At 69.6% G+C, this 15,799-nt stretch carries 12 protein-coding genes; 5 read left to right on the forward strand and 7 right to left on the reverse strand.

Annotated elements, in window-relative coordinates:
- Positions 1–117: 117 nt before the first annotated feature.
- Entirely contained in the window at positions 118–1,446 is a 1,329-nt protein-coding gene (locus tag R5W23_RS21200) for a leucine-rich repeat domain-containing protein (protein ID WP_320688008.1), read from the forward strand.
- Positions 1,447–1,989: 543 nt separating this feature from the next.
- Here the strand turns inward: R5W23_RS21200 and efp are convergent.
- Positions 1,990–2,565, reverse strand: a complete 576-nt coding sequence (efp, locus tag R5W23_RS21205; RefSeq protein ID WP_010038603.1) for an elongation factor P — start codon at positions 2,563–2,565, stop codon at positions 1,990–1,992.
- A gap of 203 nt (positions 2,566–2,768) precedes the next feature.
- Between efp and R5W23_RS21210 the strand changes: the two genes are divergently transcribed.
- Entirely contained in the window at positions 2,769–4,808 is a 2,040-nt protein-coding gene (locus tag R5W23_RS21210) for a prolyl oligopeptidase family serine peptidase (protein ID WP_320688009.1), read from the forward strand.
- 126 nt (positions 4,809–4,934) lie between these two features.
- Positions 4,935–6,758: an alkaline phosphatase family protein gene (locus tag R5W23_RS21215; RefSeq protein ID WP_320688010.1), complete on the forward strand. Its 1,824-nt coding sequence runs from the start codon at positions 4,935–4,937 to the stop codon at positions 6,756–6,758.
- Between the two features lie 242 nt (positions 6,759–7,000).
- Here R5W23_RS21215 and R5W23_RS21220 read toward each other — a convergent pair whose 3' ends face one another.
- The 3 genes from R5W23_RS21220 to R5W23_RS21230 all read right to left on the reverse strand — a co-directional run bounded on the left by R5W23_RS21220 (position 7,001) and on the right by R5W23_RS21230 (position 10,791).
- Complete coding sequence (locus R5W23_RS21220; protein WP_010049381.1) at positions 7,001–7,324, reverse strand: DUF3467 domain-containing protein; 324 nt, start codon at positions 7,322–7,324, stop codon at positions 7,001–7,003.
- A gap of 111 nt (positions 7,325–7,435) precedes the next feature.
- Complete coding sequence (locus tag R5W23_RS21225) at positions 7,436–9,367, reverse strand: HTTM domain-containing protein (RefSeq protein WP_320688011.1); 1,932 nt, start codon at positions 9,365–9,367, stop codon at positions 7,436–7,438.
- A gap of 110 nt (positions 9,368–9,477) precedes the next feature.
- Complete coding sequence (locus R5W23_RS21230) at positions 9,478–10,791, reverse strand: hypothetical protein (RefSeq protein ID WP_320688012.1); 1,314 nt, start codon at positions 10,789–10,791, stop codon at positions 9,478–9,480.
- Between the two features lie 306 nt (positions 10,792–11,097).
- Here R5W23_RS21230 and R5W23_RS21235 point away from each other — a divergent pair, with 306 nt between their 5' ends.
- Together R5W23_RS21235 and R5W23_RS21240 are read left to right on the forward strand one after the other, a co-directional pair.
- The gene (locus R5W23_RS21235) at positions 11,098–11,604 is read left to right on the forward strand and encodes a hypothetical protein (protein ID WP_261186741.1); all 507 of its coding nucleotides are present in this window, start codon (positions 11,098–11,100) and stop codon (positions 11,602–11,604) included.
- A gap of 125 nt (positions 11,605–11,729) precedes the next feature.
- Positions 11,730–12,275 (forward strand): DUF2617 family protein, encoded by a 546-nt coding sequence (locus tag R5W23_RS21240; RefSeq protein ID WP_261186740.1) that lies wholly within the window; start codon positions 11,730–11,732, stop codon positions 12,273–12,275.
- On the opposite strand, the gene R5W23_RS21245 is transcribed toward R5W23_RS21240, so the two are convergent.
- The 3 genes from R5W23_RS21245 to R5W23_RS21255 all read right to left on the reverse strand — a co-directional run bounded on the left by R5W23_RS21245 (position 12,272) and on the right by R5W23_RS21255 (position 15,787).
- Positions 12,272–13,210 (reverse strand): nucleotidyltransferase domain-containing protein, encoded by a 939-nt coding sequence (locus tag R5W23_RS21245; RefSeq protein ID WP_320688013.1) that lies wholly within the window; start codon positions 13,208–13,210, stop codon positions 12,272–12,274. The genes R5W23_RS21240 and R5W23_RS21245 overlap by 4 nt on opposite strands.
- 72 nt (positions 13,211–13,282) lie before the next feature.
- Positions 13,283–14,125 carry a bifunctional transcriptional activator/DNA repair enzyme AdaA gene (locus tag R5W23_RS21250; RefSeq protein ID WP_320688014.1) on the reverse strand — a complete coding sequence of 281 codons (843 nt, stop codon included), beginning with the start codon at positions 14,123–14,125 and terminating at the stop codon, positions 13,283–13,285.
- A 453-nt stretch (positions 14,126–14,578) separates the two neighbouring features.
- Positions 14,579–15,787 (reverse strand): DUF418 domain-containing protein, encoded by a 1,209-nt coding sequence (locus tag R5W23_RS21255; protein WP_320688015.1) that lies wholly within the window; start codon positions 15,785–15,787, stop codon positions 14,579–14,581.
- Positions 15,788–15,799: the final 12 nt, after the last annotated feature.

Raw genomic sequence — 15,799 nt, forward strand, 5'->3', positions numbered from 1 at the left:
TCGCGCTCCCAGACCCGGGCGCGGCCGGAACCGTCTGTGTACGAAGGGCGGGGGCCGCAAGCCGGGACCCGCGGCGCTGTAAGACCGTCCGGAACTGCCTCGGAACTGGAGACACCGATGCTCAGGGTGTGCGCTTCCGCCTTGGCCCTTGCGGTCCTGTGCGTGTGTCCGTCGGCCCGTGCGGACGAGGCTGAGGACAAGGCCGTGGCGTTCGTCGAGAAGCTCGGCGGGAGGGTGACTCGCGACACGAGGCCCGACGGCCGGTCCGTCACCGAGGTCGACCTGAGCTTCACGCGGGTGACGGACAAGGGGCTGAAAGAGCTGGCCGGGCTCAAGAACCTCGCCTACCTCAAACTGTTTAGCACGCAGGTGACGGATGCGGGGCTGAAGGCGGTGGTCGCGCTCGAGGGCCTGACTGCCCTCGACCTCGGTTCCACGGGGGTGACGGACGCGGGTGTGAAGGAACTGTCCGGGCTCACGGGCCTGACCGCCCTCGGCATGTCTTTTACGGGGGCGACGGACGCGGGGCTGAAGGAGTTGGCCGCGCTCAAGAACCTCACCTACCTCGACCTCGGTTCCACGGGGGTGACGGACGCGGGGCTGAAGGAGTTGGCTGCACTCAAGAGCCTGGCCACCCTCCGCTTGAGATCCACGCGGGTGACGGACGCGGGCATGAAGGCGTTGGCTGGTCTCAAAGGCCTGACCATTCTCGACTTGAGCCAAACGGAGGTGACGGACGCGGGTGTGAAGGCACTGGCCGCGCTGAATAAGGGCCTGACCACCCTCAAACTACGCCGCACGAAAGTGGCGGACGCGGGCGTGAAGGCGCTGGCCGCGCTCAAGGGCCTGACCGCCCTCGACCTGGGCAACACGGAAGTGACGGACGCGGTGGTGAAGGAGCTGGCCACGTTCAAAGCCCTGACCTCCCTCACCCTGGATGACACCGGGGTGACGGACGCGGGTGCGAAGGATCTGGCCGGTCTCAAGGGCCTGACCGCCCTCCACTTGGATGGCACGGGGGTGACGGACGTAGGTGTGAAGGAGCTAGCCGGTCTCAAGGGCCTGACCATCCTCCACCTGAGTTACAACCCTGGGGTAACGGATGCGGCTGTGAAGGATTTGGCCGGTCTCAAGGGCCTGACCGCCCTCGGCCTCTGCGACACGGGGGTGACAAACGCGGGCCTGAAGGGGTTGGCCGGGCTCAAGGGCCTCACCCACCTCTATCTGGGCGGCACGGGGGTAACGGACGCGGGCCTGAAGGGGTTGGCCGGGCTCAAGAACCTCACCCACCTTGGCCTGGGCGACGCGAGTGTGACGGACGCGGGCCTGAAGGATCTGATCGCGCTCAAGGGCCTGACCACACTCGACCTGCGTCGCACAAAAGTGACGGACGCGGGTGTGAAGGAGCTGAACTCGGCGCTACCGAAGTGCCAGGTCTGGAAGTGATGTAAGGCCGCAGGGCGGCACCAAGCCACGGGCGGCGCCCCGGAGCGGTCGGGCGTAGCGTCCGCGTTGGTGGGCCGCGCGCGGGCGGGCGGGTGCGTCAACGCGGTGCGGCTCGATCGGGATCGGTACAAGAGCGTGCGGCCGGCGAAGACGACGTCGGTGGGCCGCATTGGCGGGGCGGTCGCGCGGCCGATGCCGCTCGTGCTCCCAGGCCTGGGCGCGGTCGGAACCGTCCGTTGTGCGGGCGGCCCGGTGTCGAACCAGTTCAGTGCCTCGCCCACTGGCATTCGGGTGATGTCGCACCGGCCTCACGGCAGCCGGTGACAGAAGAAGGGGCCTCTTCGGCCGGAGCCGGCATCACGGGTCCGATCGGGTCGCTTGCGGGCGGGCCGGACCGGTGCGGGCCGCGGCGCGAGCGCCCAAGAGGCTGGCCGGTGACGCGGGCGCGGTACTTGCGTGCTGCGGGGTTTGGGGTGAGGCAAACAGGGAGCTCGCGCCCCCGTTCGCTTCGGCCACCGACCGCGGGCCGTCGGCCCGAAACGCTTACTTGCCTTCCTTCGCGCGGCGCAGGTACTTGCCGTCTTCGGTCTGCACCACGACCAGTTCGCCCTCGGCGATGAACGACGGCACCTGGATGACCAGGCCGGTCTCCAGGGTGGCGGCCTTCGTCTGCGCCGCGGCCGTCGCGCCCTTGATGCCGGGCTCCGTTTCGGTCACCTTCAGCGTGACCGTCTGCGGCAGTTCCATCGACAGCGCCCGGCCGTCGTAGAACGTGATCTTCACGTCGTCGTTCTCGCGCAGGTACTTCATCATGTCGCCGACCATGTCGCCCGACAGGGTGACCGGCTCGAACGACTCCTTGTCCACGAACACGAAGTCCTCGCCGTCCTTGTACGAGTACGTGTAGTCCTTGGTGTCGAGGAACACCACGTCGACCTTGTGGTCCGGGTGGACCCGCTCGTCGGTGATGGCCCCGGTGGTCATGTTCTTGAGCTTCAGGTACAGGATCGCGCGCCAGTTGCCCGGCGTGTTCAGGTCGCGGTCGAGGCAGTAGAAGAGGGTGCCGTCCATGTTCAGCACCATGCCCCGCCGGATGTCGATCATCTTCGTCGCCGCCACTGGAAGCCTCCTGTCGGGGGACCGCGCGGTCCGTGCGCGATGTCCCGGTGTGTGAGAACGGTCAACCGTCGTTCTAGCAGATGCCCGCGGGGCGGAGAAGGGAACCGGGCCGAAACGCCCGGTCCGGCCCCCGCCCGCGCCCTGGCACCTCGCGCCGCCGCGCGTACAGTGTGCCTATCCCACGACACCCCCGAGGTGCTCACATGTTCGCGCTGCCACGCGCCTTTTCCGCCCTCCTCTTTGCGGCGGCCGTCGCCGCGCTCGCGACGCTGCCCGCGAGCCCCACCCGCGCCGACGGCCCCAAGGACAACGTCCCCGACAAGGTGCGCCCGGTCCCGCCCGTCGGCAACGACATCCCGCCCGCCGACCGCGACGCGATCCGGGCCGGGCTCGCCGAGCTGCAACAGCTCATCAAGGACACCGGCCCGCACGAGCTGCTGCCGGACGTGCTCGTCTACGAAAAGGCCGTGCGGTGGGCGCTCGACTACAAGGAGATCTTCGACCCGGCGCCGGGCAAGGACAAGAAGCCGCCGGTGCCCGCGAACAACGTGAAGAAGGTGCTGGCCGCGGGCCTGGAACGCGCGAAGGCGCTGAAGGGCGGCAAGGCGCCCTGGGCCACGCAAACCGGCGCGGTGCTGCGCGGGTATCGATCCAAGATCGACGGGAGCGTGCAGCCGTACTGGCTCATCGTTCCGAAGGAGTACGACTTCAACGGGCAGACCAAGCACCGGCTCGACCTGTGGTGGCACGGCCGGTACGAGAACACCGTCGAGGCCGGGTTCATGGCGAACGCGCCCGGCACCGGCGGGGGCATCATCCCGGCCCCCGGCGCGCTGATCCTGCACCCGTTCGGGCGGTTCAGTAACGCGAACAAGTTCGCCGGCGAGGTCGACACCTTCGAGTGCCTCGATCACGTGTCCCGGCACTACCGCATCGACGGGCGGCGGCTGGTCGCGCGGGGGTTCAGCATGGGCGGGGCCGCGTGCTGGCAGTACGGCGTCCACTTCCCGCACCTGTGGGCCGCGTGCGCCCCGGGCGCCGGGTTCAGCGAGACCCCCGAGTTCCTCAAAGTGTTCCAGAACGAGACGCTCGAGCCGACGTGGTACGAGCAGAAGCTGTGGCACATGTACAACGCCACCGACTACTGCGAGAACCTGTTCAACCTGCCCACCGTCGCGTACAGCGGCGAGATCGACTCGCAGAAGCAGGCCGCCGACGTGATGGCCCGCGAGATGAAGAAGGTGGGCCTCGAGCTGAAGCACGTCATCGGCCCGAAGACCGGTCACAGCTACGAGAAGGGCGCGAAGGAGGAGGTCAACCGGCTCATCGACGCGGCCGTGGCCCAGGACCGCGAGGAGCTGCCCGCGCGGTTCAAGTTCGTCACCTACACGCTCCGCTACTCGCGCGGCCCCGGCGTCGAAATCCACGGCATGGAGAAGCACTGGTCGCGCGCCCGCGTGGAGGGCGAGCGCAAGGGCCAAGCGGTCACGCTGAAGACGGAGAACGTGACGGCGCTGCTGCTCCGGTTCGCCGGCAGCGCGGTCGATGTCACCATCGACGGGACCGCGATCGCGCACCGCACCGAGGCGAAGCAGCCCGGCGTTGACGCGGTGCTCCTCCGCAAAACCGGCGGCGCGTGGGAGAAGGCGTCCGCCCCGGCCGGCGGACTCGTCAAGCGGCCCCGGCTGCAAGGGCCGATCGACGACGCGCTCATGTCCGCGTTCCTGATGGTGAAGCCCACCGGCAAGGCGGCGAACGAGAAGGTCGGCGCGTGGGTCGAACAGGAACTCAAACACGCGACCGAGCACTGGCGGAAGCAGTTCCGCGGCGACGCGCCGGTGAAGGCCGACGCCGAGGTCACGGACGCCGACATCGCGAACAACAACCTGATCCTCTGGGGCGACCCGCGCAGCAACGCGGTGCTGGCGAAGATCGCGGACAAGCTGCCGGTGAAGTGGACCGACACGGGCGTCGTCGTGGGCAAGCACACCTACGACGCGGGCACGCACGTTCCGGTGCTGATCTACCCGAACCCGCTGAACCCGCAGAAATACGTCGTCCTGAACAGCGGGTTCACGTTCCGCGAATACGATTACCTGAACAACGCCCGGCAGGTCTCCAAGCTGCCGGACTACGCGGTGATCGACGTGACCACCCCGCCCAACGCGCGGTACCCCGGAAAGGTGGTCCGCGCGGGCTTCTTCGGCGAGAAGTGGGAACTGCTCGACAACGACGGGAAGTAGATCGACCCATCCCCGGCCCCTCCCTTCAAATTGAGGGGAGAAGGAGCCGACAACCCGCGCCGGCTCGTTCTTCTCTACCTAAAAGGGGGAGGAAGGGGGCCGGGGCGGGTTCTTTCAGGAGTGCGTATGTCCCGGTTCTGGCTCGCCATCGCGGCCGTGTTCCTCCTGTTCGTCGCTGCGGGCGTCGGCGGGTACTTCCTGATCCGCCCGGCGCCGCCGGACGGCCCCCCGCGGCAGCGCGAGCAGCCGCCGGGGGCGGCGCAGCCCGTGCCGCCCGCGCCGTCCGGGGCGGCGGCCGAGTCGCCCAAGCTGGTCGTACTGTTCGTGTTCGACCAGATGCGCGGCGACTACCTCGAGCGCTGGGCGCCGCTCTTCGGCCCCGACGGGTTCGAGCGCATCAAGAAGGACGGCGTCTGGTTCTCGGAGTGCCACATCCCCTACGCCTGCACCTCCACCGCGCCGGGGCACGCGTCGCTCTCGACCGGCGCGGCGCCGCGCGACCACGGCATCATCGAGAACGAGTGGTTCGACCGCGAGAAGGGCGTGAAGGTGTACTGCTGCGAGCCGGTGGGGCGGGCGTACGAGCTGGTGCCGCCGCTGGCGTCGGCGAGCAAGGACCTGAACCGCGGGGCCGCCACCGGGTACTCGCCCGAGCGCCTGCTCGTGCCCACCGTCGCCGACGCGCTGCGCGAGCAGACCGGCCGGAAGGGGCGGGTGTTCTCGCTCTCGATCAAGGACCGCACGGCGGTGCTGATGGGCGGCCAGGACCCGTCCGGGGCGTACTGCTTCGACACCCGCGACGGCCGGTTCCACACCGGCGCCTGGTACGGGCGCAAGAGCGAGAACTTCCGCGAGCACGCCTGGGTCAAGGAGCTCAACGACTCCAAGCTGGTGGACTCGTGGTTCAACACGAGCTGGGACCGGCTCCGCCCCAAGGCCGAGGCCGACTATCTGAAGTTCGCCGGCCCGGACGACGCGCTGGGCGAGGCGGACGGGTTCAACGGGCAGGGGCGCACGTTCCCGCACGCGCTGAAGGGCAAGCTGACCGCGCCCGCGAAAAAGTACTACGACGCGGTCGAGGGCTCGCCCTACGGCAACGAGCTGCTCGCGGCCCTGGCGAGGAAGGCCGTTACCGCCGAGAACCTCGGGCGCGGCGACGCCCCGGACCTGCTGTGCGTGAGCTTCTCCTCGAACGACCTCCTCGGCCACCGGTGGGGGCCGGACTCTCAAGAGATGCTCGATGTCACCCTCCGCTCGGACCAGTTGGTCGGTGAGTTCCTGTCGTTCCTGGACGAGAAGGTCGGCAAGGGGCGGTACACGCTCGTCGTCTCGGCCGACCACGGCGTGTGCCCGCTGCCGGAGCTGAAGAAGTACCCGGCCGCCCAGCGGGTCATGATCGGCGAACTCACGACCGGGCTGCCCAAGGCGCTCGACGCGATGTTCGGCGCCGACCCGGCCGCCCCGTGGGTCGCGGCGTTCGACGAGGACACGTGGCCCTGGGTTTACCTGAACCAGAAGTCGATCAAGGCGCGGAACCTCGACCCCGACAAGGTCACCGAGGCCGCGGCGGCGTGGCTCGCCGGGCGCGGCTACATCGACACGACCTTTACACGCAAGCAGATCGAAGACGGGCAGTTCCCGGCCGACCAGCCGTTCAAGAAGTCGGTCGCGCTGGCGTACCGCCCGGACCGGTGCGGGGACGTGATCGTGATCCCCAAGGCGGGCGTGCAGGTCACGCCGTACAAGGGCGGGACCGGGCACGGCAGCCCGCACCCGTACGACACGCACATCCCGTTCCTGGCTTACGGGGCCGGCGTCCCGGCGCTCGGCAAGCGGACCGAAAAGGTGTCGTCGCTCGCGGTCGCCCCGACCCTCGCCCAGGCGCTGGGCATCAAGCCGCCGCGGGCCGCCGCGCTGCCGGCGCCCGACGCGCTCACGAAGACGAAATAACCGCAGACCGAAGAGAGTTGGCCACAAAAAAGCACAACGGGAAACCAAGGCAGAAGACCGAGGAGAGTTGGCCACAAAAAAGCACAAAGGGCACAAAAGAAAACCAAAACCGAAGACAAGAGAAGTGCTTTTAAGCTCACTCTTCTGTCTTCGGTTTTGGTTTTCTTTTGTGCCCTTTGTGCTTTTTTGTGGCCAACTCTCCTCGGTCTTGGTTTTCTTTTGTGGCCGGCCGGTGGTCGAAATTACACCGGGGGCTGCTGGACGCGGAGCCGGCGGTTCGGGTCCACTTCCACCACGCCGAACATCTGCTCGTGCTGGGACACCGCCCGGCGGAGCAGATCGGCCAATCGCTTGGCGGTTACGAAGTTCATGATGACCCGGTGGCTCAGGACGATCGGGTCCGGGCCGGTCGGGGTCACCACTTGGGAGAACTGGCCCAGTTCCAGGTACACTTCGTCGGCGTTCAGGTGCGCCTGCACAAAGTTGGCGTATACCGTCTCCCGGTTCGACACGTCCACCGGGATCTGAACCTGTTGTTGCGCCGCGGGCTTAATTTCGTCGGCCATTGGGTGGCTCCTGAGCGAGGGTTGCACGCGCCGCAAGTGTCAGGACTCGCGGACGCACACAGTATATCGTCATCGAAACCGCCGCCCACCACCTTCACCTGCCCACGAATTTCAACTCGCGGCGGTCGGCGCGGCCGGCTGGGGCACCGCCGCCGGGGCCGGGAAGAGCCGGCCCGCCAGCCACCCTCGCACCCCCGGGACCCACAGCACGAACGACAGGGGCGCGAGCAGCCGCAAGGACCGGAACAGCGCCCCGACCCCGTGCGGGCCGGTGGTCCGTGTCCCTTGCGCGTCGGTCAGCACCGGCGCGGTCGCGCCCGGGTCGGGGACGAGGGCCACCTGATTTTCGGCGTCCACCGCGACCGCCAGCGCTGCGGCGCGGGTGGCGGCGGCGGAGCCCGGGGCGAACGCGAGCTTCAGCCGGGGCAGGGCCGGGCCGCCGCGGAGCCGGTCGCGGATCACCTGATCGGGCAGGAACGCGATGAGCATGATGATCATCAGCAGCTCGAACAGGTTCAGCCCCATCAGCACCGCGATGAACGCGTGCATGGCGGTCGCGAGCAGGATGATGAGCCACCGGAGCCGGGTCCACAGGAGGAACGGGCCGGCGATCTCGATGAACAGCGTGCCCCAGACCCCTAGCACGGTGACCGCGTAGTACAGCGGCTTGATGGTCGCGCCGGCCCGCAGCGCCTTCTCGTACCACTCGTACTGCATCAGGGTGAACTCGGGGTTCACCACCACGTCCCACAGCGCCCGCCCGTCCCACCACGCCCCGCCCTTCAGCTTCGACAGCCCGGCGGCCACGTAAATGAAGCAAAAGTGGACCTGGATCAGCCGCAGTGCTAGCCCCGCCGAGCGGGACGGCGGGGGCGCGTCGAGGAACGCCTGCGTGGCGGGCGGGAGCGCGCCCCCCGCCCGCGCGAAGCCCGCCCGCGCGAAGCCCGCCCGCGCGGCGCGGTACCGGGCGACGAGCCGGTCCACCGAGAGCGCCGCCCCGCTGTTCCCCACCATCAGGTAGAACAGCAGGATGTTCATCATCGTGTCCATCCCGAACAGGATCTGCTGGGACCGGTGGATGTAGCACACGACCGCGATCCAGGTGAGGACCGAGGTGACGCGGGTGAACAGCCCGATCGTGAACAGCAGGATGGCGATCAGGACGCACGCGTGGACCAGGGCCATCTGGGTCGGGTCGGTGACGTGGAACCAGACGGAGAACACCTTGTGCCCCGTGCGGAGCGCCTTGTCCGCCTCGTTGTTCCAGTAGTCGAGGTACTCGATCTTCTTCTCGCGCTCGGCCGGGTCGTCGGGGAGCGTGTACAGGAAATGGACCAGCGCGCGGCGCAGCTCCGGTCCGAGCTCGACGAAGTGGTTGAGCACGTACGCCCGGGCGCCGGTGTCGCGGGCCGGGAGCACGTCCCAGAACGCGCGGACGTCGTTGGCGACCCGCTCGCGCTCGGCGACCGGGAGCGCGGCGAAGAACGCGGGCGGGGCCGGGGTGGGCGGCTGGTCCGCCTGCACCGCGGGCACCTGGCCGCTGACCAGCGCCGCCAGGTACCGGTCCCGGCGCTCCGGGAACGTGCGCATGTCCTGGAACCAGTTCAGCGCCACCACCGGGGCCTCCGGGTTGTCGCTGTCGCTGACGCGCCGCAGGAACTCCAGCGACGCCTTGCGCTTCGCCCCGTCGGCGGGCAGGGCGCGGATGAAGTCCACGACCGCCTTGCGGCGGTGCGGGAACTCGGGCACCTTCGCGGGCACCACCGACTCCGGGTCCCACGACCAGAACGGCGACACCTGCCACGGGTACTCGTGCCGCTCGCGCTCGATGTACGCGGCGGCGTACCACCCGTGCTTGCCGAAGAACTGCTGCAAATCGATGCTGTACGCGATGTGGATGTACAGCACCAGGAGGCCGGTGGTGACGCGGATGAACCCGAGGGTGGTCGGGTCCGCGGCCGGGAACCAGAACCCGACCCACCGCTGCCACGGGGTCCGGTACACGGGCTCGGGGGCGGTGATGGACGGCGCTTCAGAGGCCATGTGAGTGTTGTGTTAAGTGTGGGTGCGGGGGAGTGGGGGGCGCGGGGCGTCCGGGGCGGGATGCGTGCGCCCGCGGCCCCGGCCCGCCGCCCGCGCTCGCGCCCGGGGCGTCAGCGCAGTTGGTTCCAGTCGAACACCTTGTTGCGGTGCTTGGGGTCGTCCACGTCGCCCGCGTTCAGGTCGAGCGTGTCGAGCGCGTGGATGGACATGAAGTCGATGAACGGCCGCTTGTGCGGGTCGCCCGGCGGCACCCCGCCCGGGCGCGGCACGATCGGCACCAGCCAGTACAGCAGCGGCTCCTGCGGGTTGAGCAGCTCGATGCGCGCCGCGCCCGGCTTCTCGGGGTCCGCGACGTACCCGAACTCGCCCAGGAAGTACGGCCGGTAGGTGGTCGGGTCGTAGGGGCTGGTGCTGCCCGGGCGGTGCCGCGGGTTGGCGAACTCCTCCACGTTCATGGTCCGGTGCTCCACGCGGTAGATCTTGACCGTCGTCTTGCCGGCCAGCCCCGGCGGCGCGTGCTCCAGGATGACGTGCGAGGCGTACGACGGCAGCACGTACCGCGCCACCTCCGGCTGCGGCAGCCGGTACTGCGACAGCGGCTCCTCGCTCGGGTTCATCGGGATCAGGTGCGCCACCGCCTGGCGGCGGGGGAGCATCTCGCTCCGCTCGGCCACGTTGGAGAGCAGGCCCGGGGTCACGCGGGCGAGCTGCTCGGTGATCGACAGCCGGCGGTAGTAGGTCAGCCCGAGCGGGTCCTTCACGTCGTCGGGGCGCTTCGGCAGCACCACCCACTGCGTGTCGTACTGCGGGCGCCCCTGCGCGTCGGTGCCGGTCTCGGTCTTGAGCACGAACACCAGCACGCTCGCCGGCCCGGGCTCGGGCGAGTAGAAGTGGTACGCGTTCCGCATGTAAATGAATTGCAGGTACGGGTTGTACACGCGGATGAACATCTGCTCGGTGAGCCACGGGGTCGAGGGCGGCGTGGTGGTCGCGAAGAAGATGCCGGTGAAGTGGAACAGCAGCCACCCGCTGACGACCGGGAGCCGGTACCGGGCCGGGGCGGCCAGCGTCGCGGCCCCGGCCAGCCCCACCGCCGCCAGCACGCCGAACAGCAGCCGGAACGAGTCCCAGTGCTCGGGCACCCCGGCCACCGCCAGGGCCGCCGCGCCGCCGCCCACCGCCCACGCCCGCCACAGGTCCGGGCGCATCGACAGCGCCGCCCCCGCGGTCAGCGTGCCGGCGAACGCCAGCAGCAGCCGGGCCGTGGAAAGCGCCGCGGGGGGCGGGGCGGCGGCGGTCGCGACGAGCCCCAGCACGGCCGCCGCGGCGGTCAGCCCGAGGCCCGCCAAGCCCGCGCGGCGCACGAGCCTCCATTCAAAAGACGGCACCACCTCTTCGGCGCCGGGGGCTGCGTCCCTGTCCATAACTGTCCTCAGTGCGGTCCCGGGTGTGTGGTGAATACATCGGCGGGCGCTTTCTGGAGGCATAACTCCATTTTGACCCCGACGTTGGCGGCCGGAAACCGCCGGGCGCGGCACCCGAATTTTAGCTCCGTCCCGGGCAACCGATAGGCGGCCCTACAACCGGCGTTGGTGGACTTTGTCTCCGGGTCAAACAGCCTAATTTACCGTTGACTCCCAAAACCCCTCAATCTACCATCCTCACTACGCGGGTTCGACTGCCCGACTGGTTCAAGTTTCCCCACTTGCGGCAACGACCAGAGCGACAACTTGGCACCCGTTCTGTTACGGACATGGAGCCGTGACCGGGAGCCGTTCGCGCCGGGCGGTCTCATTGAGGGCATCGAGATGTACAGCGTTGTTCTGATGGTTGCGGCGACCTCCGGCGGCGACATGGCGGCGTTCGGCGGTAAGGACAAGGGCGGCTGCCACGGCGAGGTGATCAGCGCCGGCTGCACCGGGTCGAGCTGCCACGGGTCGAGCTGCCACGGCGGCGGGTTCCTCGGCCTGCGGAACGGCGGCGGGCTGTTCGGCAAGCACAAGAGCGGCTGCCACGGCAGCGAGTACGCCGGCTGCACCGGCTGCACCGGGTACACCCCGGCCCCGGCGCCGGTGGTGGTCGCCGCCCCGGCCGGCTGCACCGGCTGCACCGGGTACACCCCGGCCGGCTGCCACGGGTCGAGCTGCCACGGCGGCGGGTTCCTCGGCCTGCGCGACGGCGGCGGGCTGTTCGGCAAGAAGAAGGGCGGCTGCCACGGCGGCTGCCACGGCTGGTAAGTGATCGTCCGAACAACGCGGGGCGGGGCCGTCCGGTGCGTCCGGGCGGCCCCGCTCGCGTTTGTACGGTCTGTCGGACCGAGCTATAATCCCCCGTCGGCTCCCGGCTGAGGGCGTTTCGAATTATGGGCGGCGCGTTGATCCGGCCGCCGGTCGCGGAACTGCTGTTCCGGCTCTACGACCGGCCGCTGCACCCCGAGCTGTTCGACGCGGTGGCCGCCCGGGCCGTCGCCCGCGACGGCGCGCAGCTCACCGTTCGCCTCACGCGCACCGGCCACGCGCTGAGCTGGTCGCGGGGCCGCACGCACGTCGAAGAGGTCATCACGACGGCCGCGGCCGAGCTGCCCGGGGCCGGGCTGTGGCTGACCAAGCGGTTCGACGGCTCCCAGAGCCGCCGGGTCGAGCTCCCCGGCGCCCGGTACCAGGTGTCGGCACAGGTGGAGGTGCTGGCGCCCGAGCAGTTCGTTCACGTCCACGCCGAACTGCTGGCGGACGGCGCGCGGAAGGGGCTGGTGTTCCACTGCCGGGAGAACAACCGGGTGGGGCTGTCGCCGCTCGGCGCGGTGATCGCCGAGGCGCTGCCGCGGGCGCTGAGCGTTCACGCCTTCCACACATTCCCGGACGAGTTCGCGGTGGTGAAGACGCAGTCGCTCATCGAGTACGCGGATTAGACGCGGCGGCGGCGGGCCGCGATCAGGAAGCGGTTCGCGCGGTCCGTGTCCGGCCGCTCCGGGAGCGTCGTGGCCGCGAACGCCTCCTGGAACACGCGGTCCAGCTCCAGCGCCCGCGCTTCCACGGCCTCGAATGGCACGTCCCCCTTCCGGATCGTGAGCAGCTCGTCGCGGTGCTCGGCCACGTCGACCCGGATGTCCCCGTTCCGCAGCGCGTGGATGCCGCTGTGCAGCAGCCGGATCAGGTGCATCGCGTGCTTCGGCTTGTACCGCCGGTCGGCCGCGAACCCCTTCTTCATGAGCCGGAACTGCGACAGCACGTACCCGGAGTACGTGCGGTACAGGTGCTTCGAGAGGAACGCGGTGCGGACGCGGCGCAGCTCCTCGCCGGTCTCGTCGGCGTGCAGCACCACCGGCGACCAGAGCGTTTCCAAGATGTTCGGGTTCGCCTGGAGCGCTAGCCGCACGAACTTCTCGATCTCCCAGTCGGTCTCCTCGACGCCGTCGCCGAAGAACTCGACCTGCTCCGGCGGCTTGGTCAGCGACCAGTGCCAGTCCGCGGGCGGGAGGAACACGCCGCGGCGGTCCTCGTCGGACGACTCGGTGGCGAGCCCGAAGGCCCGTGACCCGAGCACCACGCGGTACACCACGAACGCCGACACGTCCGGCCCGGCGGTCGCCGTCGCCTCGACGCTGTGGTCCTTCCGGCGCACGAGCAACTCGCCGAACTTCAGGCGGAAGGCCGCGCCGTCGAGGAACCGCACGAGGTACGGGCGGTCGTTGGACTCGGGCGCCTCGGCCACCTCGCCCACCGTGCCGGCGAGCTTGGTCTGTTCTGTGCCCGGCACCCGGCGCTCGTAGCGCAGCACCACCTGCGTCCCGACCGGGATGAGGAAGTTCGGCGGCAGGTTGTCGGCCCGGTCGGACGCAAGCATGGGGCACCACGGCGGGTTACGGGAGCGAGGACGGACACGGAGCGTCCCGGCGAAGTTCGCCCGACGCACCAGCTACCGCGGCTGCTCCCTCTTGCCCTCGATTTCGAGCAGCTTCTTTTTGCGGTGCAGGCCGCCGGCGTAGCCGGTCAGCGTGCCGTTCGTGCCGATCACTCGGTGACACGGGACGATCACCGCGACCGGGTTGGTCGCGCACGCCCGCGCCACCGCCCGGCACGCGTCCGGGGCGCCGATCGCTTCGGCCACCTGCTTGTAGCTCCGGGTTTCGCCGTAGGGGATCGCGAGCAGCGCGTCCCACACCCGGCGCTGGAACGCCGTAGCCCGCACGTCCAGCGGCAGGTCCAGGTGCGGTTGCGCCCCCGCCAGGTGCTTTTGAAGCTCGCCGACCCACGGGGCGAGCGAGTCGTCGGCACGCGCCAGCGCGGCCTTCGGGAACTCCGCGCGGAGCGCCGCCTCGCCCTTCGCGTCGGTGTCGGCGAACCCGAGCCAGCAGATCCCCTTGTCCGTCGCCGCGAGGAGCACCCGGCCGAGTTCGCATTCCGCGGTTGTGAAGCGGATCACCAGGGCGGCGCCCTTCTGGTACTGGCCGGGCGTCATGCCGAGTTGGCCCGCGGCACGCTCGTACAGCCGGCTGCTGGAGCCGTACCCGGCGGCGGTCATCGCGGTCGTCACGGTCTCACCTTCTTTGAGCTTCGATTTGAGGAGCCGGAGCCGGCACGCGTCCGCGAACCGGCGCGGGCTCAGCCCGACCACCCGCGTGAACACGCGCTGGAGGTGTGCGGGACTCAGCCCGACCTGCCGGCCGAGCTGCGCGAGCGTGAGCGGCGAATCGAGGTTCGCCCGGATGTAGTCGCACAGCTCGCCGATCAGCGACACCGTTTCCGCGGTCGTTGGCATGGGGCCTCCGCGCTCACAATACGCGGGCGGGGGGCGGGGCCGCTATCCGGTTCTTGCGCGGCCAGCGGAAAAGTGCTTATCGCCGCGTGGGGCGTGGGGGCACGATCTCTGATACACGTGCCCGGTGATCGTGCCGCTGTTCTAGACGCGCCGCGACCGCCCGGGAGCGGGGCACGAACGCGCGAGGGGGATACGAAGGCTGTTTTTGACAAGATCGACAGGATGAACAGGATCTAAAATCGATCGGTCTTTATCCTGTTTATCCTGTCGATCCTGTCAAAAACGGCCTTCCGGAGCGTGCGCCCCGCGCGGGCCGCAAAGAGCCACCCGTTCTCGTCCACGTACCCGGTACTACTGCCACTTTGTTGATGCGCCGCGGCCGCCCGGGAGCGGGGCCATGTACCCCGCTCCCGGGCGGCCGCGGCATCAAGAACAGCGACACCGCCGGTAAGTTCATGTATCAGACCGTTGTGCCGATGGGGCCGATGCGCCCTCGCTTTCTGTTCCCGCCTTCTTCGCCGGGGTCGTGCGGCCGAGGTTGAGCAGCCGGTGCCAGACCCACTCGACCGGCCCGCTCTTGAAGAACCGCAGGTACAGGTTGGCCGTTAGCAGTTGGACGAGTGCCACGATAGCCGCCGTGGCCACCAGATGATCGTCCCCGGTGCCAGCCGTCCGAGTGAGCCCCGGGAGCGAGGCGAGCACCCACAGGCCCACGATGCTCTGCATGACGTAGAGCGACAGGGCGGTGCGGCCGGCGGCGATGAACGGGTGCAGGAGCCATCGGCCGACCGCCGTCTGCCACGCCAGGTTGACCGCCGCGATGTGCCCTACCGCGAGGGAGAGCCGGCCCACCTCGCCGAAGTCCCACCCTGTCGGCGCCCCGTGCTCCCCGGGCGCCTGCGCCATCAGGCGAGCCGTACACCCGACGGCGTAGGCGGCCGCGGCGAGCGCCAAGTAGAAGGGCCGCGACCGGAGGCCCTGCAGGACGCCCCACTTGAACAGGGCGACGCCGACGAGCATCGTGCAGAGCGACTCGAGGAGGACCGACCAGAAGCCGAAGCCGTCGAACGTCGCGAGCCACATCTCGACGGCCCGGTCCCGGGCCAGCCCCCCGGCGGCGACGCCCGGCCCCGATTCCGGCCCGGGCGCGCCGCCGAAGCCGGGGACGGCCCCGACCAGCGTGAGGGCCGCGAAGGTCAGACCCAGGAGCAGGGCCGTGGTGGGCCGGACGAGCCGGAACGGGAAGAGGAACAGGGCGGCCAAGGCGTAGACGTGGACGATGTCGTAAGCCCACCGGACCAGGAAGACGTGGACGAGCCCGATGCCGAGTAGCCACTGGTTGCGCCGGAAGTAGTCGTCGGCGACCGCGACGGGGCCGTCCGGCCGGGCCGCCCTCGCCGTCAACAGGAGCATGCCCGCGCCGAACAACATTTGTAGTAAGCCGCGCTGCGTCCCGTCCGCCAGCAGCCCGATCGCCCCTCCGGCGTGTTCGGGGCTGGGGGCCGTGGACTTCGCGTCCGTCTTCCCCAGCGGCCCCACCATGATCGGGAGGTTGATGAAGAAGATGCCCAGGATGGCGATGCCGCGGAGGGCATCGAGCACCTGCACGCGCGGCCGCTCGGATCGCGGGCCGGCAGGAGCCTCGTCAACGTTCGTGCTCATGACTCATCTCGT

The organism is Gemmata algarum (assembly GCF_034097035.1).
In the GTDB taxonomy this organism is placed as follows: domain Bacteria; phylum Planctomycetota; class Planctomycetia; order Gemmatales; family Gemmataceae; genus Gemmata; species Gemmata algarum.